General features: G+C 63.4%; 22 protein-coding genes and 2 pseudogenes. 13 read left to right on the forward strand and 11 right to left on the reverse strand.

Features of this window, described 5'->3' with window-relative positions:
- The first annotated feature begins 11 nt into the window (after positions 1 to 11).
- Both V1280_RS07125 and V1280_RS07130 read left to right on the forward strand, forming a co-directional pair.
- Positions 12 to 938 (forward strand): nucleoside hydrolase, encoded by a 927-nt coding sequence (locus V1280_RS07125; protein WP_334520949.1) that lies wholly within the window; start codon positions 12 to 14, stop codon positions 936 to 938.
- A 927-nt stretch (positions 939 to 1,865) separates the two neighbouring features.
- Positions 1,866 to 3,935 carry a DUF1217 domain-containing protein gene (locus tag V1280_RS07130; RefSeq protein ID WP_334520952.1) on the forward strand — a complete coding sequence of 690 codons (2,070 nt, stop codon included), beginning with the start codon at positions 1,866 to 1,868 and terminating at the stop codon, positions 3,933 to 3,935.
- Between the two features lie 23 nt (positions 3,936 to 3,958).
- Here V1280_RS07130 and V1280_RS07135 read toward each other — a convergent pair whose 3' ends face one another.
- The 4 genes and pseudogenes from V1280_RS07135 to V1280_RS07150 all read right to left on the reverse strand — a co-directional run bounded on the left by V1280_RS07135 (position 3,959) and on the right by V1280_RS07150 (position 7,615).
- Positions 3,959 to 4,246, reverse strand: a complete 288-nt coding sequence (locus V1280_RS07135; RefSeq protein WP_028136268.1) for a HigA family addiction module antitoxin — start codon at positions 4,244 to 4,246, stop codon at positions 3,959 to 3,961.
- 31 nt (positions 4,247 to 4,277) lie between these two features.
- A pseudogene (locus V1280_RS07140) lies at positions 4,278 to 5,046 on the reverse strand (AAA family ATPase).
- Between the two features lie 91 nt (positions 5,047 to 5,137).
- Complete coding sequence (locus tag V1280_RS07145) at positions 5,138 to 5,998, reverse strand: PCC domain-containing protein (RefSeq protein ID WP_334520957.1); 861 nt, start codon at positions 5,996 to 5,998, stop codon at positions 5,138 to 5,140.
- Between the two features lie 9 nt (positions 5,999 to 6,007).
- Entirely contained in the window at positions 6,008 to 7,615 is a 1,608-nt protein-coding gene (locus V1280_RS07150) for an acyl-CoA synthetase (protein WP_334520960.1), read from the reverse strand.
- A 178-nt stretch (positions 7,616 to 7,793) separates the two neighbouring features.
- Here V1280_RS07150 and V1280_RS07155 point away from each other — a divergent pair, with 178 nt between their 5' ends.
- The 3 genes and pseudogenes from V1280_RS07155 (at position 7,794) to V1280_RS07165 (ending at position 8,601) form a co-directional block, all read left to right on the forward strand.
- On the forward strand, positions 7,794 to 8,108 hold the full coding sequence (locus V1280_RS07155; protein WP_334520963.1) for a hypothetical protein: 315 nt from the start codon (positions 7,794 to 7,796) through the stop codon (positions 8,106 to 8,108).
- Positions 8,109 to 8,143: 35 nt separating this feature from the next.
- Positions 8,144 to 8,314: pseudogene (locus V1280_RS07160) on the forward strand (DUF3828 domain-containing protein); the annotation flags it as partial.
- A gap of 11 nt (positions 8,315 to 8,325) precedes the next feature.
- Positions 8,326 to 8,601, forward strand: coding sequence for a GNAT family N-acetyltransferase (locus tag V1280_RS07165; RefSeq protein ID WP_334520966.1), 276 nt, complete (start codon positions 8,326 to 8,328; stop codon positions 8,599 to 8,601).
- A gap of 49 nt (positions 8,602 to 8,650) precedes the next feature.
- On the opposite strand, the gene V1280_RS07170 is transcribed toward V1280_RS07165, so the two are convergent.
- A complete protein-coding gene (locus V1280_RS07170) occupies positions 8,651 to 9,049 on the reverse strand; it encodes an SPW repeat protein (protein WP_334520969.1) in 399 nt (132 codons plus the stop codon).
- A gap of 250 nt (positions 9,050 to 9,299) precedes the next feature.
- Between V1280_RS07170 and V1280_RS07175 the strand changes: the two genes are divergently transcribed.
- Positions 9,300 to 9,575 carry a GNAT family N-acetyltransferase gene (locus V1280_RS07175; protein WP_334520971.1) on the forward strand — a complete coding sequence of 92 codons (276 nt, stop codon included), beginning with the start codon at positions 9,300 to 9,302 and terminating at the stop codon, positions 9,573 to 9,575.
- 66 nt (positions 9,576 to 9,641) lie between these two features.
- Here the strand turns inward: V1280_RS07175 and V1280_RS07180 are convergent, their stop codons facing one another.
- Entirely contained in the window at positions 9,642 to 10,052 is a 411-nt protein-coding gene (locus V1280_RS07180; protein WP_334520974.1) for a DUF3597 domain-containing protein, read from the reverse strand.
- A 338-nt stretch (positions 10,053 to 10,390) separates the two neighbouring features.
- Between V1280_RS07180 and V1280_RS07185 the strand changes: the two genes are divergently transcribed.
- Both V1280_RS07185 and V1280_RS07190 read left to right on the forward strand, forming a co-directional pair.
- A complete protein-coding gene (locus tag V1280_RS07185) occupies positions 10,391 to 11,293 on the forward strand; it encodes a DUF2189 domain-containing protein (RefSeq protein WP_334538221.1) in 903 nt (300 codons plus the stop codon).
- Positions 11,294 to 11,470: 177 nt separating this feature from the next.
- Entirely contained in the window at positions 11,471 to 12,295 is an 825-nt protein-coding gene (locus tag V1280_RS07190; RefSeq protein WP_334520977.1) for a lytic murein transglycosylase, read from the forward strand.
- A gap of 78 nt (positions 12,296 to 12,373) precedes the next feature.
- Here V1280_RS07190 and V1280_RS07195 read toward each other — a convergent pair whose 3' ends face one another.
- Positions 12,374 to 12,700 (reverse strand): hypothetical protein, encoded by a 327-nt coding sequence (locus V1280_RS07195; protein ID WP_334520980.1) that lies wholly within the window; start codon positions 12,698 to 12,700, stop codon positions 12,374 to 12,376.
- 623 nt (positions 12,701 to 13,323) lie between these two features.
- Here V1280_RS07195 and V1280_RS07200 point away from each other — a divergent pair.
- From V1280_RS07200 to V1280_RS07220, 5 genes are all read left to right on the forward strand, one after another.
- A complete protein-coding gene (locus V1280_RS07200) occupies positions 13,324 to 13,476 on the forward strand; it encodes a DUF1127 domain-containing protein (protein WP_007590701.1) in 153 nt (50 codons plus the stop codon).
- Between the two features lie 126 nt (positions 13,477 to 13,602).
- Positions 13,603 to 15,030, forward strand: a complete 1,428-nt coding sequence (gene trmFO / locus V1280_RS07205) for a methylenetetrahydrofolate--tRNA-(uracil(54)-C(5))-methyltransferase (FADH(2)-oxidizing) TrmFO (protein ID WP_334520982.1) — start codon at positions 13,603 to 13,605, stop codon at positions 15,028 to 15,030.
- Positions 15,031 to 15,037: 7 nt separating this feature from the next.
- Entirely contained in the window at positions 15,038 to 16,132 is a 1,095-nt protein-coding gene (locus V1280_RS07210) for an AMP-binding enzyme (RefSeq protein ID WP_334520985.1), read from the forward strand.
- 95 nt (positions 16,133 to 16,227) lie between these two features.
- The gene (locus V1280_RS07215) at positions 16,228 to 16,785 is read left to right on the forward strand and encodes a CAP domain-containing protein (protein WP_334520987.1); all 558 of its coding nucleotides are present in this window, start codon (positions 16,228 to 16,230) and stop codon (positions 16,783 to 16,785) included.
- Between the two features lie 90 nt (positions 16,786 to 16,875).
- The gene (locus tag V1280_RS07220) at positions 16,876 to 18,054 is read left to right on the forward strand and encodes an aminotransferase class V-fold PLP-dependent enzyme (protein WP_334520990.1); all 1,179 of its coding nucleotides are present in this window, start codon (positions 16,876 to 16,878) and stop codon (positions 18,052 to 18,054) included.
- Between the two features lie 6 nt (positions 18,055 to 18,060).
- On the opposite strand, the gene V1280_RS07225 is transcribed toward V1280_RS07220, so the two are convergent.
- From V1280_RS07225 to secF, 4 genes are read right to left on the reverse strand one after another with little or no spacing between them, the layout of a single operon-like run.
- Entirely contained in the window at positions 18,061 to 19,305 is a 1,245-nt protein-coding gene (locus V1280_RS07225) for a threonine ammonia-lyase (RefSeq protein ID WP_334520993.1), read from the reverse strand.
- A gap of 45 nt (positions 19,306 to 19,350) precedes the next feature.
- Positions 19,351 to 20,214, reverse strand: coding sequence for a phytoene/squalene synthase family protein (locus tag V1280_RS07230; RefSeq protein WP_334520996.1), 864 nt, complete (start codon positions 20,212 to 20,214; stop codon positions 19,351 to 19,353).
- Complete coding sequence (locus tag V1280_RS07235) at positions 20,211 to 20,594, reverse strand: Mth938-like domain-containing protein (protein WP_148777937.1); 384 nt, start codon at positions 20,592 to 20,594, stop codon at positions 20,211 to 20,213. Before V1280_RS07235 ends, V1280_RS07230 begins: the two co-directional genes overlap by 4 nt.
- 60 nt (positions 20,595 to 20,654) lie before the next feature.
- On the reverse strand, positions 20,655 to 21,674 hold the full coding sequence (gene secF / locus V1280_RS07240; protein ID WP_334521002.1) for a protein translocase subunit SecF: 1,020 nt from the start codon (positions 21,672 to 21,674) through the stop codon (positions 20,655 to 20,657).
- Between the last annotated feature and the right edge of the window lie 4 nt (positions 21,675 to 21,678).

Below are 21,678 nucleotides of genomic sequence, written 5' to 3' on the forward strand. Positions count from 1 at the left end.
AGGAGACGGTCATGACACTCACGGATGCAGCCCGCCTCAAGCTCCTCACCCCGCCGGACGGCCGGTTGCGCGTCGTGCTCGACACCGACACTTACAACGAGGTCGACGACCAGTTCGCGCTGGTGCAGATGCTGCTGTCGCCGGAACGCTTCGACGTCGAGGCGATCTACGCCGCGCCGTTCTTCAATACCCGCGCGGACAATCCCGGGCACGGCATGGAGCTGAGCTATCAGGAAATCCTGCGCCTGCTGGAGCGGTTGAACATCGCGCCGGATGGCCTGGTTCATCGCGGTGTCACCGACTATGTCGGTTCGGCCAAGATGGCGCAGCCAGCCCCCGCCGTGGACGACCTCGTCGCCCGGGCGCGCGCGGGCTCGCCTGACAACCCGCTCTACGTCATCGCCATCGGCGCCATCAGCAATGTCGCCTCGGCGCTGCTCAGGGCCCCCGATATCATCGACCGGATCGTGGTGGTCTGGCTTGGCGGCCACGCACTGGAATGGCCTGACACCATCGAGTTCAACCTCAAGCAGGATGTCGGCGGCGCGCAGGTGCTGCTCGACAGCGGCGTGCCGCTCGTTCTCGTGCCCTGCCGGGGCGTCACCTCGCGCCTGCACGCGACGGTGCCGGAGATCGAGCGCTACGTCGAACCGCATGGCAGTATCGGCGCGTTCCTCGCGATGCGGTTCAAGGAGTATTCGCCGGACCATATGGGCTGGGCCAAGGAGATCTGGGACATGGCGCCGGTCGGCTGGCTGCTCAATCCCATGTGGGCCCCCAGCGTGATCATCCCGGCCCCGGTTCTCACCGAACAGATGACATGGAGCGTCGACCGAAGGCGGCATCCGATCCGCTACGTGACCTATGTGGATCGCAACGCGATCCTGAAGGATTTTTTCATGAAGTTGCGGGACTTCGCCCCGTCGAAAGCACCGTAGGGCGGATCAGCGCAGCGTAATCCGCCAATTTGTCCCGGGGAGAAGGGCGGTGGATTACGCCGCGCTAGTCCGCCCCACCACCCACCACAATCTCTTGCGTTACCCGACAGGCAAAACACGCTAGATCGCGGTCAAGGCTCTCCAAGCAAAACAATTCGCTTTACGCGAATTCGGAAATGCATCATATTCCGGCCATCCCAACCCGGCCGAGGGGCGCTATCGCGATCGTCACGACACGCGGGATGGGACGTGGTGGACGTGGGTCACATCGGCGCGAGGGGTTTTGCAGGGCGGGCAACCGTGAGCAAAAGCGTCGCGCACACGACCGGTGTGATCTGCGTACGGCAAAATCGTGTGGTCCTGACGCCCGGGGTCTGTGCGCCAAGTCTTGCGGTGATGCGTTTGGCCCGACCGGGTCTCCGCATCAGCCATCCGTGAGGCGACGGGGGCAATAGTGCATCGCTCCCCGGGGAGAGCGCGACATAAGCCGTCAACCCACTGCGCAGGGAAGGCCGGATGTTTGGCTTCACCTGTATGCCGCTGTGCAGCTTCTCGTAGCGCAACCATCGCACAGTGGACCGCGGGTGCCAGCCGGCACCCGGCCTTCCCTGCGCCCTCGGCACTTTCGAGGGCGGCAACCGCCGCAAAGCTCGGGCACGATGTGCCGCGAGGGCGTGAAAGCGTGTCCGCGATTGCAGACGCCAATGGCACGACGAAGCTTATTCACGTCTTGCTTGCGGGAGGCTTGCGGGAACGATCCATGCAATGCGGCACTTGGACGCAAAATCATACCTGAGGTTGCCGTTCAGAATCGCAGCAATGAATTGTAACAATGTTTCTGTCTGCTGGCATGAGGCCAGCCCCTGCCTTGCGACCCGGCAATGATTGACGGACGTCCAGGACCCGCCGCGCCGTCAGGAATTCCCCATGGTGTCCACCTATTTTGGCTTCAGCTACGTCACGCGCAATCTCGCACAGACCCTGACGCGGGTGGCGCAGCAATCGGACGTATCGCGCGACGCCGCCTATTACAAAGCCAACATCGGCAAGGTGCACTCCGTCGACGATCTGATGAAGGACTATCGTCTGTATCACTACGTCACGAAAGCCTATGGCCTGGAGGACATGGCCTACGCCAAGGCTTTCATGAAGAAAGTGCTGCAGAGCGATCTCTCGGACTCCAAGAGCTTTGCCAACACGCTGATCGACAAGCGTTACCGCGATTTTGCCGCGGCATTTTCCTTCGGTGGCGGTGAGACGAAGGTCGCGCAATCGGATAGCCAGACCGACGACATCATCGGGCTGTACACGGCAGCCATGAAGAGCAACGTCGATGCCGTTGCCGCCGACACGACTTACTACAATGCAACGATCGGCAGCGTGACCAGCGCCGACCAGCTTCTCAACGACGATCGTCTTCGCAACTATGTCGCCTCGGCATTCGGGATCGATCAAAGCAAGTGGCCGCGTGACACCATCAAGCAAGTCTTGTCCAGCGATTCGTCCGATCCGAACAGCTACGTCAACACTACTTTCTCGTCCCAGCTGAATGGCCTGAACGCCCAGCTTGCCCAAGCCAAATCGGATGCCACCGACGCCAGCTCGAAGATTGCCGACTATACGACGCAACTGTCGCGGCCCGGTGCCGACGTCAATCAGTTGAATGTGCAGATACTGGTCGAAAAATATCGCCTGCAGACAGCCGTGAGCAGCATATCCAGCACCAACGACGCCATCGCGACCACCGGCCACTTCATGGATCTGGCCGGCGCGTTCGAGTTTTCGGCCGACGGATCGCTTCCAGCGGGTACACCTGCGCAGACCGCAGCAAACCTCGCAAGCACCAACAAGAGCTTCGACGACAGCAAGTCAGCGGTCTATTCGGCGGCAAGCCCGTTGCAGGAAGCTCTGGTCATCGCACAATTCAGAAAATTCATCCCCAATGTGAACTCACTCCAGACGCTCGTGTCCACACCAGGCGCGTATAATTTCGCGCTGTCAGCCGTCGGCCTCGATCCCACACAGGTCTCACAGTCCACCGTGAAGGCTGTTCTCGAAAGCGACCTCAACGACCCCAAGAGCTACGTCTATACGCTCAAGGACGATCGATACGTCAAGCTCGCACGCGCGTTCAACTTTGACGCCAAAGGCAACCTGACGACGCCCCTGGCGGCTCAGGATTCGGCCGAGATCCTCGATATCGCCAAGGACTACGTCATTGCGAAATTGAAGTCTGCAAGCACGCAAGACCAGGCGAAAATCAAGGCTCAGGCTCAGAAAGACGCGACGGACTATCAACAGTCGATCGGCAACATCGACAGCGTTTCCGACCTGCTTGCGAACAGGAAGATGGTCGACTTCATTCTTGTCGCCAAGGGGTTGGACCCTGCGAAAGTGACCACCGCATATCTTAAGAAGATCTTCGCCTCCGATCTGAACGATCGCAAGAGCTTCGCAAACACGGAGAGCGACCCGCGCTTTGCCGAGATCGCGGCGTCGTTCAATTTTGACAGCAAGGGCAACGTCGCGCGTCTTCCGATGGTGGGCCCGCAAAAGCGCGATCAATTTCTGGCAACGCAAAAGAACTTTCTCGAGCAAAGCCTGGAACAGCAGCAGGGCGATACGAATCCCGGCGTGCGCCTGGCGCTGTATTTTCAGCGCATGGCGGGGCACATCACGTCCGCTTATGACATCCTTGCCGACAAGGCTCTTTCGGAGGTGTTTCGAACCACCTTCGATTTGCCCGATCAGATGGCTTCGATGCAGATCGATCAGCAGGCCAAGATCGTGGCGAAATACCTCAATATCAAAGATCTCGGAGATCCCACCAAAGTTACAAAGCTGTTGGGCCGTTTCTCGGCCATGTATGACGCGAGGAACGCCAGTCAGACTTACTCGCCCGTGCTCGACCTCTTTCAGGGATCGAACTCGGGGACATCAGGCTTCAGTGAATCGACATATCTGGCCATGGCGAAAATGCGCGCCAGCCCGTGGTGATGAAGTCTTCGCCCGAACCCCCATCAAGCCGCGTCGGCGGGCCTGACCCGTCGAGCGATTTCCGCGCCCTTCTCCCGTTCGACGACACCAATGTCGTACTGCCCTTGCAAGTCCAGCCAGAATTGAGGGCTATTGCCGAAATAGCGACCAAGCCGTACCGCCGTGTCCGCCGAGATACCTCGGCGTCCATTCAAAATATCGGTGATCCGCCCCGAGGGAACGCCAATGTCGAGCGAAAGCCTGTTTGCGCTGAGCCCGCGCGCAACCAATTCGCGCTTGAGCAGCCGTCCGGGATGAACGAGTGGAGCCATGGATGTCAGCCCTTGTGAATGGATGGTAGATTCATTCCGCCAGCGTCGCCTCGACGAAACCGTGCGGATCGGCGCAGAATTCCCGCATCACCCGGTAATGATCGGTCTGCTCCACTGTCGTCGGCTCGAGGCCGTATTTGCCGAGCCGCAGCAGTTGCGCATTTGGATAGGCCATCAGCAGCGGGGTGTGAGTCGCCATGATCACCTGGCAGATGCGGGAATCTTCCATGCGCCGCAGCAGTTTCAAAAACTCGATCTGACGCGCCGGCGACAGCGCAGATTCCGGCTCGTCGAAGATAAAAATGCCCTGGCGTTGGCAGCGTTCTTCGAAAAAGCGCAGGAAGCCCTCGCCGTGGGAGTGCGACAGGAAATCGGGGCCGACCTGGCCAGCATCCCGCGCGGCCTTGTCCAGATATCGCGCGACCGAGAAAAAGCTCTCGGCGCGAAAGAACCAGCCGTTGGTGATCTTCGGCAGCCAGCTTGCGCGCAGCGCCTTGGAGAGCTGGCCGCCCATCTTCTCGCGCGCCTCGGAGTGATCGACCGGCATGTATCCCTTGCCTCCACCGGCATCGTCGCAGCCGGGCCAGCGCTGCGATGCCCTCCAGGATCGTCGACTTCCCGGTGCCGTTCTCTCCCACGATGATCGTGATGGGGGCCTCGAAGTTGAGTTCGAAATCATCCGGAAAGATGGGCAGGCAAAACGGATAAGCCTCGCGATCCTTCACTCGCGACGGATCGAGCCAGACCCGCTTCAGATACGGCGCGGGAAGGTTGATCGTCCGATTGCCCTTCCACGCCATTGCCAACCTCCGCGCCTCGTTCGATTGGAACATAACAGGAACACGATGATTGCAAAGAAGTATCTTGCCCCCGCCCCGGGGGGCACTGGGGTTAGCCCAAGACCTCCAGCACCAGCTCCATGGTCATCAGCACGGGATTGTCGCCGCGGGCCAGACGGCCCTCGGCGATGCCGCCGGTGTAGTCGATCAGGGCGACGTCGAGCGCGGCTTCGAGCGCGCCGGACGCACCCGGCGCAGTCGTCCCGGCGGTGATCGCCAGCTCCGTGGCAAACGGCTCGGTCACGCCGCCATGGGTGAAGCGCGCACCGATGGTCGAGCCGACACCACCGTGGATTTTTGCACGCGCAATGCCATGTGCCCGGCAAAAGGCTTCGAGGCAGGAGGCAAAATCCTGGTTGGGCCGCAGCCGCAGCGCGAATGCGCGGCTGGTCGTACGCGCACCGGTGCTCGCGGAGACGACCGGCCCGAACAGCTTGAAATTGGTCTCGGGATCGGGCTCCGCCGTGAACATCGCGCCATCGATGCCGAAAGCCTGGACCTGGAACGGCTCAGCGACAACGGTCTCGTCCGGCAGCATGTGGCCGCCGCTCGCCTTGCCATCCGCCTCAATCCACAGCCCGTGGCAGTGAAAGAACGGCGCGCCGTCGCGCATACCCAGCGTCATGCTGCCGAGCCTGGTGCGCGTTACGCCTGTGGGCCGATACGTGTCGCTGTAGAACGCCGCGTTCTCGCCGGTCTTCGACAGCGCCGGCATCACATAGCCGAACGGCCCGAGCGCGCCCTGGCTGAAATTCAGCACGCCACCCGCAAACCCTTCCGCGGCAAAACCGCGGCGTGCGGCTTCGAGCAGCGGCAGGCCTGCCGGAAGCGTGAACGAAAAGGGGTGCCCCCTCGCCTCTACCCATTGGATACGTTCAGTGACCGGCGCGCCCGGCTGCTTGATGCTCCGCATGCCCCGCGCTCAGCTCGCCTTGGTCTTGTCGAGATCGAGCAGCCCGCGCGCCTCGAGCTCGTCGCGCACCATGCGTTTCGGCACCTTGCCATAGCCGGATTTCGGCAGCGCCTCCCAGAAGAAAAACCGCTTCGGCATCTTGTAGCGCGGCACTTTCGGCAACAGGAACGCCGCCATCTCCGCTTCGCTCACAGCCTTCTCGCCGTCGCGCGCAACGCAGACGGCAACGCCGACCTCGCCCCAGGTCGCATCGGGCACGCCGAGCACTGCGACCTCGCCGATGCAAGGATGCGTCAGGATCTTCTCCTCGATCTCGCGCGGATAGATGTTGGAGCCGCCGGAGATGTACATGTCGGAGGCACGCCCGGTGATGTAGACGAACCCCTCCTCGTCCATGTGGCCGAGATCGCCGGTGCGAAACCAGCCGTTGCGGAAGGCCTTCGCGTTGGCTTCAGGATTATCGTAGTAACCCGCGAGCACCGCAGGCCCGATCACGCAGATCTCGCCGCTCTGGTTCGCCTTGAGCTCGCGCCCCTCGTCGTCCTGGATCGAGACCTGCATGCCGGTCCGCTCGAAACCGCAGGTGCCGATCTTTGCATGCGGCCCGTCCTCGGGATCGTGCAGCGCCGCCGGCAGCACAGTGATGTTCCCGGTGACCTCGCCGAGGCCAAAATATTGCACGATGACCTTGCCGAGCTTCTTCAGCGCGGCCTTTTGGTCCTCGCGATACATCGGCGCGCCGGCGTAGATCACGTGGCGCAGCGAGGAATGATCGTATTTGTCGGCAGCGGGATGCTCGACCATCATCTTGAGGATCGTCGGCACCGTGAAGAGATTGCCGACACGATGCGTCGCAATCAGGCGGAACGCCTCGTCGATGTCGAACTTCTCGGTCGACAGCAGCACGGTGCAGACGCCGCGCGCGGTCTGTACCAGCTGATGTACGCCGGCGCCGTGCGACAGCGGCGCCACCACCAGCGATGCATCGGCTTCCGTGACGCCTGGGGTGAGATCGGCGAGATGGTTGGTGACGACAAAACCCATCTGGCCGTGGGTCAGCACCGCGGCCTTGGAGCGGCCCGTGGTGCCGGAGGTGAAGAAGAACCAGCAGGGATCGTCGTGCTCGACGGCAACGTTCTCGACCACTTGGCCTGCCTGCGAAGCAATGGCGTCGGCCACCGAGCGCTCGCCGAACGATGCCTTGCCGCCGATGCTCCAGGTGAATTCCAGCGCGCCGCCGTTCACGGCCGCCGCGTGCTCGGGAAAATCGACATGGCACAAAAACGCGCTCGCACCGGAGGCCTGCGCGAGGTAGGCGACCTCGTCTGGCATCAGGCGGAAATTGGTGGGCACCCAGACCGCGCCGAGCCGGAACGCCGCAAACATCGAGACAAACATCTCGTCGCCATTCTTCGAATGGACCAGGATGCGGTCGCCCTTGGCGATGCCGCGCGCAGCAAGCGCCGCGGCCAGTGCGGAAACCTGCGCGTCGATCTCGCGCCAGGTCCAGGATTTGTCACCCCAGACGAATCCAGGACGCGATCCATGCCGCCGCGCATTCTGGGTCAGCATGTAGGCAAGATTCATCACGCGGCGGGACATGCGGAGCGACTGCATCGGGCTTCCTCTTCAACGGCAGACGGCACGCAAGCCGCCCGCTCATTGGAGCCCATTTATCGCCATCGCCGGTGGCCTCGCAAGGCCGCCAACGGGGCGTCATCCATGCGCCCGTTCAAGGAATTTTAAACATGATGGGGGCAACCTCGCTCAGTATCTGCGTACAGAGTGCTGCATCATGGTCAAAGCGCCCGTCGTTCTCCTGCTCACGTTGGCACTTGCCGGCTGTGCTGTCGCTCCGCAAGCGCACTTGGCCTCGGATCCTGCCTTCAAACCCGCGCGCTATGCCTGGGATGGCGCGGGCCAGGACCCCAATCAACCGCGTTCCACTCCCGGGCCCTCACGCGCAACGCGCACTGCTGCCCGGCTCGAGAGCGACGGCATCGAGGCCGAGCAGGACGCCAAGGTCAATCGTTCGCTCGTCATCTGCCAGGGCTGCCTCCCCACAAAACCTCAGCCGGAAGATTCGCGCCTCGCCAAGGCGGCCGATTGAACAACCGCGCGTTCTTCGGTCTACTGAGATACCGCGTTGCGGTGACCATCACCGGCCACCGCAACGACCGCAAACCCGCCGACCAGATCGTGCGTTACGACTTCGTGCGCGAGGCCAACAGCTGGAAGATCGACGACATCAAGGGCTCCTCCGACGGCGAGGCCTGGTCGATCCGAAAGATGCTGACGGACGCACTGAAGAGCTGACCGGAGACATCATGAGCGACGTGATCAACAACGAGGCCCATCGCCGTTACGAGCTCGAGGCGGAGGGCCACCTCGCGACCGAGCATTACAAGCTCGACGGCGATGTCATCACCTTCGAGCATACCGACGTGCCGAAAGAGCTCGGCGGCAAGGGCGTCGGCTCAAAGCTGGTGCAAGGCGCGCTCGACCAGGTCCGCGCGGCCGGTTTGAGGCTGATCCCGGAATGCCCGTTCGTGAAGGCGTGGATCGAGAAGCACCCGGACTATGCGGATCTGGTGAAGAGATGAGCGAGCTCAGGCCCGCCGATCGCGCGGCGGGCCTGCCGAAATCCAGGGCCTATTGCCCATGCTTCAGCATATCCTGGTCACTCAGATCCCAGTCCTGCCACAGCTGGAGCACGCCGAGGATCACCGCCACCGCGCCGAGGCTGGTATGGTAGATTCGGAGAAAACCTTCGCCGGAATAGCCGAGCACCAAGGGCGAGACGATGAGCCACAGCCCAACCAGGATCGTCGCCACCTCCTGCCAGCGCTGCAAGGCGACATATTCGAGCTGGTTAAGGCCAAATATGACGAGGCCGACCGCGACCGCGTTCACGACCATCATCTCGTGTCCGACGATGCCCGAGCGATCCTGGATGGGAAACCACGGCGACGCGACAATCAGCGCGCCGAGCAGCATCCCACACCAGTCTTCCCATGTTCGATGAGTATTCAAGAAACCAAAGTCCGACATCGTACCCTCCTACAAAAAGAGGCACACGTCGGCGGCTGGCGATCATGACACTCCGAATGTCTAGCAATCCTGCCGGCCGCATTCGGGCGTATGTCCTGCAACAAGACGTGGGGAACCGGTGCAAGATTGCAAGACGGACCAACATTTTTGCAGATACCTCCCCTGCGGCAACCTCCCCTGGTCGCGTCTTGGCAAGGCAGGGTTCAGGCGCCTAGATCAGGGAATAAGCATCGCTTCGGAAGGATCAGGCATGGAGGCACCGGTACGCGACAACAAGGACAGGAGCCGCTTCGAGCTCGATGTCAAAAGCGAAATCGCCTTCGCAAATTACCGGCTGACGCCGTCGGCTGTCATCATCACCCACACCGAGACGCCGCGTGCGCTGCGGGGTCGCGGCATTGCCTCCAAGCTGATCAAGGGCGCGCTCGACCTGATCCGGCGCGACGGCAGGAAGGTGATCGCGGGCTGCGGTTTCGTCGTCGATTATCTCGACAAGCACCCGGAGGATGCGGATCTCGTCGCCTGAACGCAAAAGGGCCCACGAGATCGCGGGCCCTCTTTTAGTTGCTTGGCGTCGACCGATGCGCGTCGGTCAGTGCTTGATTTCCGGCGGCAGCTTGCCGCCATTGGCGGCGAGCTTGGACATCACCTGCTTGTGCAGCCAGACGTTCATGCTGGCGGAGTCGTTCGTGTCACCGGTGTAGCCGAGCTCCTTGGCGAGATCCTTGCGTGCAGCAAGGCTCGAATCGATGTCCAGCGCCTTCATGAGGTCGACGATCGAGGTGCGCCATTCCAGCTTCTCCTTCTGGGCAGCCACCAGCTTGTCGACGATGGCCGCAACGTCCACGGTGGCTGCGGGCGCGGCGGAGGGTGCTGCGCCGGGCGCCGACGACGGCGATGCGGTCCCTGCAGGCGCGCTGGCCGCGGGTGCGCCGCCGGCGGGCGCAGCGGAAGCGGGATGGCTTCCGAAAATTGCGCCCATGATTTTCCCGAAAATGCTCATGTCCTGCTCCCCGAAAAGGATCCCGTTGGAAGGCCCTGAGTGGGCACTTATAGACGAAGTTACGTCGTTGCGCCCGCGAAGTTCCGCGGAGCACAAACAGCATGAGCTTATCTGCGGCGAAATGACGACCGAATGACATCATCGAGGTTGCACTGCGGCAACGAATCTCACCCAAGCGTGAGGGACAGGACTCGGAAAGAGGCGTACGCTTTTGGTTCAGCTCGCGATGCCATCCGGAATTCGCGTCCGGTTGGAATCGCGAAACTCAGAAAAAGCGGCCGCTCGCGCCGTTTGCCGGCGCCGGATTCGGTTGCATGGCAAGGGAGCAAGCGACGACCATGGCCACACTCTACCAGGGCAATGTCCCCACGGCGGCCCAGCCCGCGGATGCGGCTGGGCCGGTGATCCGAACCATCCAACTGTCCGACCTGCACGACGCGCTCAAGCGCGGCTGGGAAGATTTCAAGGCGGTTCCGAGCCACGCCATCATCCTCTGCGTGATCTATCCGGTGCTCGGCCTGGTGATCGCGCGCGTCGCAATGGGCTATTCAGTGATACCGCTGCTATTTCCGCTGGCCGCAGGCTTCGCCCTGATCGGCCCGTTCGCAGCACTCGGCCTCTATGAGCTCTCGAGCCGTCGCGAACGCTATGAAGAGGCCAGCGCCTGGGATGCCATGGACGTGCTGCGCTCGCCTTCCTTCGGCGCCATGCTCGGCCTCGGCACGCTGCTGCTCGCGCTGTTCGTAACCTGGGTCGCGACCGCACAGGCAATCTATGTGGCGGCGTTCGGCTATGAAGGCGTGACCGGAATCTCGGATTTCGTGACGCGTGTGCTGACGACATCGCAGGGCTGGTGGCTGATCGTGATCGGCTGCGGCACGGGCTTCCTGTTTGCGCTCGCCGCGCTCTGCATCAGCGCCGTCTCATTTCCGTTGATGCTCGACCGCCATGCCGGCGCTCTGGACGCGATGGTCACCTCGCTGCGCGTCGTCGCCAAAAACCCGGTGCCGATGGCGGCCTGGGGCCTGATCGTGGCGGTGCTGCTGGCGCTCGGAACGGTCCCCGCGTTCCTCGGGCTCGCCGTCGTCATCCCCCTGCTCGGCCACGCCACCTGGCATCTCTACCGCAAGGTCATCGTCTCCGAACCCGGTGCCCGGCCAGTGCCGCCTCCGCCGCAGCGTCCGCGCAAGCCGGCAGCCGATTTCCCCGCCAATCTCTTCCCGTGGCGGAATCGGGAATAGGACGGACGTCTAACGATCTTGCGCCTAACGATCTCGCGCCTGACGGTCTTGTGACAACCGATCCCGCCCCGGCGGCCCCGGGCGGGGTCGGCTACTGTCATAGGCCTTGCTTTGGCCGCGGTTACAACCGAGATTGCCGCCGCCGGTCATGCCACTTCACGGAATCAATTTACTCGAATGACCCTGACGATTTCTCGTCTCGCTCTCGCAGCCCTCGCCCTTTCAGCGTCAATCGTGTCCGCCGAGCCTACTCCGGCCGCGGTCGCCTGCGGTTCAGGCAATTTCGACGCCTGGCTCACCGACTTCAAAACCGAGGCCGCGGCCAAGGGCATTTCGCAACAGGCGATCGCCGCCGGGCTTGCCGGCGTTACGCTGGACCAAAGCGTGCTGAACCGTGACAAATCGCAAAAGGTCTTCACCCAGACCTTCGAAGAGTTTTCCGGTCGCATGGTGCCGCCGCGGATGACGCGCGGCTCCAACATGATGAAGCAATACGGCTCGGTGCTGTCGCGCATCGAGCAGACCTACGGCGTGCCCGGCGAGGTGCTGGTCGCGATCTGGGGTCTCGAGACCGATTTCGGCGTCAACACCGGCAAGTTCGCGACGATCCGCTCGCTGGCGACGCTGGCCTATGATTGCCGGCGCGCCGAGCAGTTTCGCGGCGAATTGCTGGATGCGCTACGCATCGTCCAGCGCGGCGATCTCGCGCCCGCCGACATGAAAGGCGCCTGGGCCGGCGAGCTCGGCCAGACCCAGTTCATGCCATCATCCTGGATGAAATACGCCGTCGATTTCGACGGCAACGGCAAGCGTGACCTCTTGCACAACGCCCCCGACGTGCTGGCCTCCACCGCGAACTATCTAGCGGGCTATGGCTGGCAGAAGGGCAAGGATTGGCAGCCGGGCAGCCCGAACTTCGCGGTGCTCCAGCAATGGAACAAGAGCGAGGTCTATTCCAAGACGGTGGCCTATTTTGCCACCCAGCTCGCCCACGCCCCTTAAAGCACACGCCCAGACACAAAACGCGTAGGGCCGATCGCCTTGCGACCGGCCCTCTCTTGGGTTGCGTTTACCTACCCGTTATTTGCCCATGGTGGCTTGCATCGCCTTGTTCAGGTGCGCGCCGCACACACCCATTTTGCCATTGAGCAGCGCGTCCTGCGCAGCGGTGATCTCCTTCTCAGCGACGAACTTGGTGTCGCCGTCGGGCATGCCCTCGATCGCGGTCTCCGTCTTCTCCAGATTGGCCCCGCTGCAACCGCCCGTGCTGTGCTTGGCGGCCTGGGCCGGCGCGACGGCGAATGCGACGGCGGCAATTGCAATAACCCCGAGTAACTTCGTCATGATGTTACTTTCCTTCTCTTGTTCTTGGGACAGACCCAGCGACATTGCCGGAATCTGCAACATGACTTTGCTGCCGACGCGGCAACTTGCCGCAATAAATTCCCCGCGAGAATTGCGTGATGTTGCGCGCTGCGCAGAGCCGCATGCGAAATTTCTGATTTTCATTACAACTTTGTAATCCGGACCGCACGCACAGCGTGTGTGCACTGCGTCAACGAGGGAGGCGGACAGCCTCAACCGATCGGCGAGACGCAGATCCGCCCCCGCCGAGGACCAGAGAATCGTCGCGGAGCCTCTCCGAAGATCGGCAGGGCTCTCAACGATACTTTGAATAAATCTTCATTTCTATGAATCTCCGTTCATGCGATTCGCGCATGCGAGACTTGGGCTTACAAGCTGGCATATCGCCTTGCGGGTCATGGAAACGCAACTTATTTCCATCAGCATCGGAACCGCAGGATTTGCTATAAACCCGTGATTTCACGGACGTTTATTGCACCATGCGAGGATTTCCGCCTAGCAGATGGGCGGGAGTGCCGACAGGTTAATCGTCTCTTACCGATGCCATGCGTTCTTCGCTTAGCTGCATCGCAACATCGGAACTTTCGCACTGCACCACTCTCACCTATATTCATTTCAACGATGACGCCCGGGCAAGGGCTGAATCGAACTACAGGAGACTACCAATGCTGCTCTCGCTCATCCGCATGATCCAGGCTTTCCGGGACTATCAGCGCAACGTTGCCGAGCTGTCCCAGCTCAGCGACCGCGAACTGGCCGACATCGGCCTCGATCGCTCGGACATCCCGCGCGTTGCCGCCGGTCAGTATCAGGGCTGATATCGTTCAGCCCTTCACCGGACGGACCGATAACGCCCGCCTCGTGCGGGCGCTGTCGTTTTCAGCGGCAGAAAACTCGATCTCTGCGATTCCACTGGCCGCCGAAAAGCGCTACCTGTCCGCCCCATGACAGGACCCCTATCCAATATTGTGCACGTCATAGGCGCTGGCCTTGCCGGCTCCGAAGCCGCCTGGCAGGCGGCGAAAGCTGGCGTGCCCGTGGTGCTGCACGAGATGCGGCCCGATCGCATGACCGAGGCGCACCGCACCGACGGGCTCGCCGAGCTCGTCTGCTCCAACTCGTTCCGCTCGGATGACGCCGCCAACAACGCAGTCGGCCTGCTGCACGCCGAGATGCGACGGCTCGATTCGCTGATCATGCGTGCAGCCGACGCCAACCAGGTGCCTGCAGGCGGCGCCCTCGCGGTCGATCGCGACGGCTTCTCGGCCGCCGTCACCAAGGCGCTGAACGACCATCCCCTGATCGAGATCGCCCGCGGCGAGATCAAAGGCCTGCCGCCGGCCGAGTGGAGCAACGTCATCGTTGCGACCGGTCCCCTCACCTCCGCGCCGCTGGCTGACGCCATCCGCGAGCTGACCGACGAGAACGCGCTCGCCTTCTTCGATGCGATCGCACCGATCGTGCATCGCGAATCCATTGACATGTCGGTGGCCTGGTTCCAGTCGCGTTATGACAAGGTCGGCCCCGGCGGTACCGGCGCCGACTACATCAACTGCCCGATGACGAAGGAGCAGTATGATGGCTTTGTTGCCGCGCTGATCTCAGGCGAGAAGACCGAGTTCAAGGAATGGGAGACCAACACGCCCTATTTCGACGGCTGCCTGCCGATCGAGGTGATGGCGGAACGTGGCCCCGAGACCTTGCGCCACGGCCCGATGAAGCCGGTCGGTCTCACCAATCCGCACGATCCCACGACGAAGGCCTACGCGATCGTGCAGCTGCGCCAGGACAACAAGCTGGGCACGCTCTACAACATCGTCGGTTTCCAGACGAAGCTGAAATACGGCGAGCAGCAGCGCATCTTCCGCACCATTCCCGGGCTGGAAAAAGCCGAATTCGCCCGCCTCGGCGGCCTGCATCGCAACACCTTCCTCAATTCGCCAAAGCTGCTCGACAGCCAGTTGCGCCTGCGCGCACAGCCGCGGCTGCGTTTTGCAGGCCAGATGACGGGCTGCGAGGGCTACGTCGAGTCCGCAAGCGTCGGCCTGATCGCCGGTCTCTACGCGGCAGCTGATGCCCGCGGCGAGACGCTTGCGAGCCCGCCGGGTACGACGGCGCTCGGATCCCTGCTCGGCCATATCACCGGCGGCCATATCGAGACCATCGAGCCGGGCACGCGATCGTTCCAGCCGATGAACATCAATTTCGGCCTGTTCCCACCGCTCGCCACCGCGCCGACGAAGAAGCCCGATGGCACGCGGCTGCGCGGCAACGAGAAGACGGTGGCCAAGAAGCAGGCGATGAGCGCATTGGCGCTCGCCGATCTCGATCGCTGGATCGCCGATCATTTGCGCATTGCCGCAGCCGCGTGAGTTTTCGATGAATCTCCCGAAAGACGACGCCGCGGTGCTCTCGGCGCGCTGGACCGAGGGCGTGCTGCTCAAGCGCGACGTGTTCTCGACCGTCGAGCGCGGCCGCTTCCGCGCTGACAGTGGCGAGGTCGACGCGGTGCTGCGACGGCTCGATGAAGTGCCATGGTGGTCGTTCCTGCTGGCGCGTCATCTGTTCGCGCGCGAGAAGCACGCGCTGGTGCTTGCCAAAGGACTCAATGTCGGCCCTGAATTGCTCTGGGCCGGCCGCCGCGCTCTTGCGCGCGGCTTCGTCGACGGCGTCGCGCTGCATCTGGCAAAACCCCATGGCGATCTCGCCTATTTCCGCTCGGCCAAGGCGGCGCTGCGAAGGCTGCGCCGCGCCGGCATCTGCCACAACGATCTCGCCAAGGAACAGAACTGGCTGGTCGGCCGCGATGGGCGCGCCTATGTGACGGACTTCCAGCTCGCGGCCTGCTTCAACCGCCGGGGCCGGCTCTATCGCGTCCTCGCCTATGAAGACCTCCGTCATCTGCTCAAGCACAAGCGCTCCTACGCGCCCGAGGCGCTGACGCCGCGCGAGCGAAAGATTCTCGCGAAAAAATCCTTCGCCGCGAGCCTGTGGCTTGCCACCGGCAAGAAGGTCTACCGCGCGATCACCCGCGGCCTGTTCAACTTCACCGACCGCGAGGGCGGTGGCCGCCGTCTTGTCAACGACGCGCCGGTGATCGCCGAGCTGATCCGCAAGAACCCCGCCGTGCGCGACACCGCCATCGTCGCCTTTGCCGACCGCCGTTCCGGCGTTGGGCTCTATGCGTTCGTGGAGGCCGATCAAGCCGCGCTCGAAGGCCAGCTCCGCAACGAGCTCACTGCCGCCAAGGGTCCGAAGCCGCCGGAACACATCCAAATCGTGCACGCGCTGCCGCGCGACAGCAGCGGCAAGCCGCGCACCGAAATCCTGCAACTGGTCGCCATGAACCAGCTCGACCTGATCGAGCCGATGATGAAGAATGACCAGGACCGCGCCTTCCTCAAGGACATCCTTGAGCAGCGCAAGAACCTGCGCGACCGCTTCAATTTCGAGGCGGACCTGCCCACCAGTTAGATCACGGGGGGCGCCGCGCCTTGAAGCGTCCACAATGCCGGTGGAGAAGCCGGGGGGTCACACTGACTTGGGAAACGATGAATCGCTGGGGGACCATGAGGCGCCGCGCAGCCCTGCTGATCGCAGGTCTCATGCTGCTGGTGGCGGCGCCCGTGATGGCCGCGGAATCCCCTTCCGAACAGATCTCCGGCTTCCGGCTGAAACATGGTGAGGCCCGCGTCGTACGCGACACGACCCTCGACCGCATCGCCATGGACCAGGCCCGCGCAATGGCGGCGAAGGACGATCTCAGCCACGACGCCCTCGGCCCGTTCAACAAGCGCGTCGCGCCATCGGGCGCGGGCCGCGCCGCCGAGAACATTGCCTATGGCTACGACAATTTCGAGAAGACGCTCGGCCAGTGGATCGACTCCTCCGGGCACCGCAAGAACCTGTTGCTGCACAACGCCTCCCGCGTCGGCATTGCCAGCGCGAAGACCGCCAGCGGCAAGCGCACCTATTGGGCCATGGTGATCGCCGGCGACTACGAGCCGAAGAAGGGCAAGGGCAAGAAGGACAGCGAGCCGCTGGTGGCCGTGAAACGCGAGGTCACGCCCGCCGGCAAGCCCAAATCCAGCAACTGCCATATCAAGCTGCTCGGCCTCTGCATCTAAGATTAGGCAAGGCTTTGTTCGTCGCGATCTTGCTCGCGTTCCTCGGCATGTCTAATTCATACGCAAGCATTACGGGACGCGGAGGTACACTTGATCGACATCAACCAAATCCGCGCCGACACACCGGCCGCCTCTCGGCTCGCCTATCTCCACAATGCCGGCGCGGCGCTCATGCCGACGGGCGTCGTCACGGCGATGAAGCAGCATATCGATCTGGAGAGCGAGATCGGAGGCTATACCGCCGCCGACCGCGAGTCCGAGCGGCTTGATGCAGTCTACGGCTCGGTGGCGCGCCTGCTGAATGCCGCGCCCGACGAGATCGCGCTCATGGAGAACGCGACCGTTGCCTGGCAGATGGCGTTCTATGCCCTGCCGTTTCGCGCCGGCGACCGGATCCTGACCGCCGAGGCGGAATACGCCGCCAACTATGTCGCATTCCTGCAGGTCGCCAGGCGCACAGGCGCGGTCATCGATGTCGTGCCGAGCGATGCCACCGGCGAGCTCGACATCGAGGCGCTCGAACGCATGATCGATGACCGGGTGAAGCTGATCGCCATCACCTGGGTTCCGACCAATGGCGGGCTCGTCAATCCCGCCGCAGCCATCGGCAGGATCGCGCGCGCACGCGGCATTCCCTATCTGCTCGATGCCTGCCAGGCGGTTGGCCAGATGCAGGTCGACGTCGAAGCGATCGGTTGCGACATGCTGTCGGGCACGGGGCGCAAATTCCTGCGCGGGCCGCGCGGTACCGGCTTTCTCTACGTCCGCAGGCCACTGCTGCAACAGCTCGAGCCGCCGATAATCGACCACTTTGCGGCGCCCTGGGTCTCGCGGGACCATTATGAGCTCCGCGATGATGCCCGCCGGTTCGAGACCTGGGAGAACAATTACGCGGCCCGGCTCGGGCTCGGCGCCGCCGTCGATTACGCCCTGGCAATCGGCCTCGGCCCGATCGAGCAACGCTGCCGGCTGCTGGCGGACCGTCTCCGCAATGGCCTCGGCGCTGTCAGCGGCATTACCATTCGCGACCTCGGCCGTGCACCGGGCGCAATCGTCAGCTTCACGATGGAGGGGCATGAGGCGGACGCTATCGTCCGCAGCGCCGCCGCGGCCGGCATCACGATCGGCGCCTCGGATCCGTCGAGCACCCGCATCGACGCCGAAGTCCGCGCGCTGCCGGTCGTCGTGCGGGCGTCTCCGCATTACTACAATACGGAAGCCGAGATCGATCGGCTGATCGCCCACCTCGCGGGTCTGGCGCCGCGATAGCGCCGCTCAGGTGCAGCGCGCGCTCAGTCCGGATGCGCCGAGCTTGGCCATGACCTCGTCGAGATGCGCGCTGTCGCGGGTCTCGATGACCAGTTGCAGCAGCGTCGCCTTGGCCGGCAGGTCCGAGAAGGTCCGCTGGTGCGAGACCTCGATGATGTTGGCGCCGGCTTCGGCCAGCAGCGCGGCGACCGCGGCCAACTGACCCGGTCTGTCCGGAATATCGAGCGAGAGCTGCGTCAGCCGTCCCTCACGCGCCAGCTCGCGCGTCAGCACCGAGGCGATCAGCCTGGTGTCAATGTTGCCGCCGCTCAGGACCAGCCCGACTTTCTGGCCGGCGAAGCGCGAGGGATCGGACATGATCGCGGCGAGGCCGGCGGCGCCGGCGCCCTCGACGACCGTCTTCTCGATCGAGATCAGGGTTGCGACTGCGCGCTCGAGCTCGGCTTCGTTGACGAGCGCGATGTCGTCGACGAGGCTGCGCACGATTTCAGTTGTGATCTTGCCTGGCGATTTGACCGCGATGCCTTCGGCGAGCGTGTCGCCGCGCGCCGGCAGAGTGCCGCCATGGACGGCATTATACATCGAGGGATAGAGCCAGGCCTCGACGCCCAGGATTCGCAGCGACGGCTTGATCGATTTCGCCGCAATGGCGATGCCGCTGATCAGGCCGCCGCCGCCGATCGGGACGACCAGCGTGTCGAGCTCCGGCACCACCTTGAGCATCTCCAGCCCGACCGTGCCCTGCCCCGCAATGACCAGCGGATCGTCGTAAGGATGAACGAAGATCATGCCGCGGGCCTCGCCGTGGCTTCGCGCGTACGCGGCCGCCTCCTCCAACGTCGCGCCGGTGACAACCACCTCGGCGCCATGATGTCTGGTGTTCTCGACCTTCACCATCGGCGTGCCCACCGGCATGACGATCGTGGCGGGAATGCCGAGCCGCTTGGCGTGATAGGCCACTCCCTGCGCGTGGTTGCCCGCCGACATGGCGACAACGCCGCGCGCGCGCTCCTCCGGCGTCAGCGCCGTGAGCCGATTCAGCGCGCCACGCTCCTTGAACGAAGAGGTGAACTGGAGGTTCTCGAATTTGAGCCAGAGCTCGCAGCCGTAAATGTTGCTCAGCGTCCGGCTGTAGCTGCAGGGCGTCTCGACGACGGCGCCGCGGATGGTCTCGGCAGCGGCTTGAATGTCGCCCGGTGCGACCGGAAGGCCGCTCAGATCGGGGACTGCGGTTTGGGACAATTCAGCCATGGGACAGCATAGAGCATTCGGCCGCCTCGGGCGATAAGCCAACCGCTATTTGGTAAATTCCCGGGATCGTGAAGCCCGCCACAGCGTCCACAGCGTGCGTAACCGCGACACCGGCTGCGGCGCGAAGGGATTACGCCCGGACCGCGACAGGCGATCGAGATCGGCCCGCGCCTGGCTCAGCGGCAGGAATGCAGCCCGCGCCGGCGGCGCCACCTGAGCCAGCAGCGACGAGGCCGTCGCCAGATGTTGCCGGGCTTCGCCCATGAGCTGGTCCAGTACGGCATTCAGATGGGGCGTCTGCTTGCCGGCGAACACATCCTCGATGCCACAGCCATGGCCAGTCAGGAATTGCTGCGGCAGGAACAATTGTCGATGGGCCGAGTCCCGCGGCAGGTTCGCGATCACCTGCGCGATGCCCTGCGCCAGCCCGGCGTGCCGCGCGAGGTGCTCGCTCGCTTCCGAAGCTTCGCCCATGATCCGCGCCGCGAGCGCGAACAAGGCTGAAGAGGTCGCCGCGAGATAGCCTTCAAGCGCCGTCATGGTCGGCATCGGATCGTTGTAGAGATCGAACTGATGCTCGTCGACGAGCAGCGACAAGGGCTCGACCGGCAGGTCAAAATCGCGGATCGCGCGCAACAGCTCGGCCGCCACCGGATTGCCCTCGGCGCTGCCGTGAACGAGGCCCGAGAACAGATCGGTCCACCATTGAAAGCGGATTTCGCCGGGCAAGGGCTGGCTCACCTGGTCGCGGACGCGAACGATCTCGACGTTGAAAGCGTAGAGCGCCAGCAGCGCACGACGCTCGGCAGCGGGCACGAACAGCGTCGCGACATAGCGCGGAAAGTCATGGCTGCGCACGAGGTCGGCGCAGAATGTCACGGTGTCAGGCGGCGTCGCAGCGCTGCTCATGGCACGGCAATCAGCGCGGCCGCGACGCGGCGCCGTTCGCCGATCATGATGTTGTAGGTGCGCACGGCGGGGCCGGTCTGCATGGTGTCCAACACCACCCTCACCGCCTTCAGCGCCTGGCGAAGCTCCGGCGGCGGCAGCCAGACGCCGGTTCCGGTCCCGACCAGAAGCGTGTCGATGCTGTTGGCGGCCGCAAACACCCGATCCAGCGAATAGCGGTCGATCCTGGTCGGATCGGTCACGTCCCAGGCCCAGATCGCGTCAGGCAGGCACAGCAGCGAGCCCCTATGCGACATGCCGGCGAAGGCGAAGCCGCCCTTGCCATAGGCCTCGATCGGCGCCGAGCGCGGGAAATGGGGAGCGTTGGGATCGCCGGCCATGAGCTTCGTCCGAATGAGCTTATTGCCCTCGCAAACTCATGCGAGGGCCTGCGGTTCGGATCACGCCTTGCTTTTCTTCGCCGGCGGAGCCTCTTCTTTCGCATCTTCGCGATGCTCGCCGACGCCGAGATAGATCAGGATCGGCGCTGCGATGAAGATCGAGGTGTAGGTGCCGACCAGCACGACGCCGAACATCATCACGGCCGTGAAGCTGTGGATGGCATGACCGCCGAACAGCAGCAGCGCCAGCAACGCCAGGGTCACGGTGAAGTGGGTGATGATCGAGCGCGACAGCGTCGAGTTGATGGACTCGTTCAGCAGCTGCGGCATCGGCATCTTCTTGTAGCGCCGCAGCATTTCACGGATGCGGTCATAGATGACGACAGTGTCGTTCAGCGAATAGCCCAAAATGGTCAGAAGCGCCGCGATGCTAGTGAGGTCGAAATCGACCTGGCTGATCGACATGAAGCCGATGGTCAGCACGATGTCGTGCACGTTGGCGATCATGGCGCCGAGCGCGAACTGCCATTCGAACCGGAACCAGAGATAGACCAGGATCGCAACGATCGCGAGCATCAAGCCGAGCATGCCGAAGGCCAGCAACTCGCCGGAGACGCGCGGGCCGACCACTTCGACGCGGCGATACTCGAAGGAATCGCCGAGCGCCGTGCGGACCTTCTGCACGGCTTCCTGCTGCGCGGCGTCGCCGCCCGGCTGCTCCGCGACACGGATCAGGACGTCCGCGGGACCGCCGATTTGCTGGATCTGGACTTCGCCCATGCGCAGGCCATCCAGTGTCGTGCGCATCGCCGCGATGTCGGCGGTGCCGGACTTGGCCCGCACCTCCAGCAGCGTGCCGCCGCGGAAGTCGATGCCGAAATTCAGGCCGTGGGTGAAGAACAGCGTGATGGCGACGATCGACAGCGCTGCCGAGATCGGGAAGCTGATGCGACGGAAGCGCGTGAAGTCGAAATGCGTATCGTCAGGGACGATGCGCAGCGACGGCAGCAGGCCGAACACCGAGACCACGGTGAGGACAGCAATGAGGACGCCGAGCCCGATGAGAACAATGTGAGTCACGGTC

Source organism: Bradyrhizobium sp. AZCC 2230 (assembly GCF_036924495.1).
GTDB lineage: Bacteria > Pseudomonadota > Alphaproteobacteria > Rhizobiales > Xanthobacteraceae > Bradyrhizobium > Bradyrhizobium rifense.